The organism is Castellaniella sp. (assembly GCF_041675725.1).
Lineage (GTDB): Bacteria > Pseudomonadota > Gammaproteobacteria > Burkholderiales > Burkholderiaceae_B > Castellaniella.
This window is the reverse complement of record NZ_JBAYTI010000123.1, coordinates 1-2760: the sequence shown is the minus strand read 5'-3', so window position 1 is coordinate 2760 and position 2760 is coordinate 1. Positions and strand designations below refer to the sequence as shown.

Below are 2760 nucleotides of genomic sequence, written 5' to 3'. Positions count from 1 at the left end.
TGCTCGACGCACTGGTCGATCTGGCCCCGCCGCCCGGTCCCAAGCCTGCGCTCCAGCGCACGGTGGAGCCGACCGAACCCAAGTTCACCGGTGTGGTGTTCAAGATCCAGGCCAACATGGACCCGGCGCACCGCGACCGCATCGCGTTCGTGCGCGTGGCCAGCGGCCACTTCGAGCGCGGCATGCGGCTGAAGGTAGTGCGCAGCGGCAAGGAACTTCGCCCCAACACGGTGGTGAGCTTCCTGAGCCAGCGGCGCGAGCTGCTGGACGAGGCCTTCGCCGGCGACATCATCGGCATCCCCAACCATGGCGTGCTGCAACTGGGCGACACGCTGACGGAGGGCGAGGCGCTGCAGTTCACCGGCCTGCCCTTCTTCGCGCCCGAGATCATCCGCAGCGTGGAGGTGGCGGACCCGCTCAAGACCAAGCAGTTGCGCGCCGGCCTGACGCAGTTGGGCGAGGAAGGCGCGATCCAGGTGTTCCGGCCGGTGGCCGGCACGGTGCTGCTGCTGGGCGCGGTGGGGCAGCTCCAGTTCGAGGTGGTGCAGCACCGGCTGCAGGCCGAGTACGGCGTCAAGGCCCGCATCACCGGCAGTTCGTACAACGTGACGCGCTGGGTGACCTGCGCGCCCGAGGACGGCGGCGAGCAGGAGCTCAAGCGCTTCATCGACGCCAACGCCCACCGCGTGGCGCTGGACGCGGTGGACGCGCCCACGGTGCTGCTCGATCACATGGCCACGCTGCGCGCGGTCGAGGCCAACTGGCCGAAGATCAAATTCCACGCGATGCGCGAGCACGCGGGGCTGGTGTTCCACAAGTCGATGTGACGGTACCGATCCATCGCGCCCAGGTACGGCGAAGCCCCATGGAAGGGGTTCATGCCGTGCTCATGCACAGCGCCAGGGGCTTCGGCCGGCACTGGCATGGCAGCTACGGCTTTGGCGTGATGGACGAAGGCGGGCACGTCTCGGCCAGCGGACGCGGCCAGGTGCACGCCGTGGCCGGCGACGTCATCACCGTCAACCCGGGCGAAGTGCACGATGGCGTTCCGCTGTCGTCGAATGCGCGCCGCTGGCGCATGATCCACGTCTCGCCCGGTGCCATGGCGGCCATGCTGGCCATGGACGGGCACGAGTTCACCCGGCCGGTGCTGGACGATCCCCGCCTGCGCACGGCCATCGACCACGTGTTCCGGTGCTGGGATGACCCGTCCGGCCCCGCGCTCTGGGAGGAGGCGCTGGCGAACGCCTGCGGCCTGCTCGTCCGGCAGCACGGCGACCGGCGGCTGGGCGACGGCCCGCCAACCCGGCTGGACAAGGTGCGCGAATGCCTGCTGGACCAGATGGACGCCCCGCCCAGCCTGGCAGACCTGGCCGGTCTGGCGGGCCTCTCGCGTTTTCAGTTGGTGCGCCAGTTCGCCAGGGGCCATGGCCTGCCGCCGTTCGCCTGGCTGCGGCAGCACAGGCTGCGCCGCGCGCAGGCCCTGATCGCCCAGGGCATGCCGCTGGGCGAGACCGCGGCGGCTTGCGGGTTCGCCGACCAAAGCCACCTCCACCGCCTGTTCTCGCGCTGCTTCGGCTTCACGCCGGGCGCCTGGCGCGACGCCTGGCTGCAATAGCGTTCAAGACAGGCCGGCGTCCTGGCGCCAGGATCGGGCTCCTTGCCTTGTCCATGTCCATGTCCATGTCCACTGCCCAGGAGCCTGCCTTGATCAGCATCGAATTCCTCATGACGTCCGCGGTGGTGGTGGCCACCCCGGGCGCCGGGGTCCTGTTCACCGTGTCCACCGGCCTGTCGCAGGGGCGCGCCGCCAGCGTCCATGCCGCCGTGGGTTGCACACTGGGCATCGTGCCGCACATGTTGGCCACGGCGCTGGGCCTGGCTGCGGTGATGCACGCCGGCGCACTGGCGTTCCAGGTGCTGAAGATCGCCGGCGTGCTGTACCTGCTGTACCTCGCCGTCAGCACCTGGCGGGACCGCGCCGCCTTTGCCGTCAACGGCGCGCGCGCACCCGCCGTGGCCCCGCTGCGCCTGATCGGCAAGGCCATCCTGCTCAACAGCCTGAACCCCAAGCTGACCCTGTTCTTCATGGCTTTCCTGCCGCAGTTCATGGACCCGTCCGACCCGGCCCCCATGAGGCACTTCGGCCTGTTGAGCCTGGTGTTCATGTTCATGACCCTGGCCGTCTTCATCGCCTACGGCATGCTGGCGCACGGGTTCCGGCAAAAGGTCGCGGCATCGCCCGGCATCCAGGCCGCCCTGCGCCGGGGCTTCGCGGGCGCGTTCGCCCTGATGGCCGGCAAGCTGGCCTGGAGCGACCGCTGATGCCGTTCAGCCGGTGGCCAGCAGGCGCTCGACGGCCCTGGGGTAGATGAGGTGCTCCTGCGAGAGCACCCGTGCGGCCAGCGCCTCGGGCGTGTCGCCGCGCAGGATGGGGACCACGGCCTGGTCGAGGTATTCGCCGTGGTCGAGTTCGGGCGTGACGCGGTGCACCGTGCAACCGGCCACGCGGCAGCCGGCCTCGATGGCGCGGCGGTGGGTATGCAGACCCGGGAAGGCCGGCAGCAGGCTGGGGTGGATGTTGACCAGCCGCCCTTCGTAGTGCGCCACGAAACCGGGCGTGAGGATGCGCATGAAGCCGGCCAGCACGACCAGGAACGGCGCGTGGCGGTCGATCTCGGCCATCAGGGCCGCGTCGAAGGCCTCGCGGCTGGCATGGGCCTTGTGGTCAACCACGGCCGTCGCGATGCCCTGCTCGCG

The 2760-nt window shown here is 70.3% G+C and carries 4 protein-coding genes; 3 read left to right on the top strand and 1 reads right to left on the bottom strand.

The window, feature by feature from the left end; all coding sequences use genetic code 11:
• The 3 genes from WCZ84_RS13950 to WCZ84_RS13940 form a co-directional block, all read left to right on the top strand.
• Positions 1 to 827 (top strand): EF-Tu/IF-2/RF-3 family GTPase (locus WCZ84_RS13950; RefSeq protein WP_372686880.1); only part of this gene is annotated, 827 nt, incomplete at its 5' end.
• A gap of 38 nt (positions 828 to 865) precedes the next feature.
• Positions 866 to 1618 carry an AraC family transcriptional regulator gene (locus WCZ84_RS13945; protein WP_372686879.1) on the top strand — a complete coding sequence of 251 codons (753 nt, stop codon included), beginning with the start codon at positions 866 to 868 and terminating at the stop codon, positions 1616 to 1618.
• Positions 1619 to 1707: 89 nt separating this feature from the next.
• Positions 1708 to 2325 (top strand): LysE family translocator, encoded by a 618-nt coding sequence (locus tag WCZ84_RS13940; protein ID WP_372686878.1) that lies wholly within the window; start codon positions 1708 to 1710, stop codon positions 2323 to 2325.
• Between the two features lie 6 nt (positions 2326 to 2331).
• On the opposite strand, the gene purN is transcribed toward WCZ84_RS13940, so the two are convergent.
• A partial coding sequence (purN, locus tag WCZ84_RS13935) for a phosphoribosylglycinamide formyltransferase (protein ID WP_372686877.1) occupies positions 2332 to 2760 on the bottom strand: 429 nt, incomplete at its 5' end.

What these genes read in the sequence shown, in the direction of transcription:
- WCZ84_RS13945 (WP_372686879.1), top strand. Translation starts at nt 866, where the DNA reads ATGGAAGGGGTTCATGCCGTGCTCATGCACAGCGCCAGGGGCTTCGGC.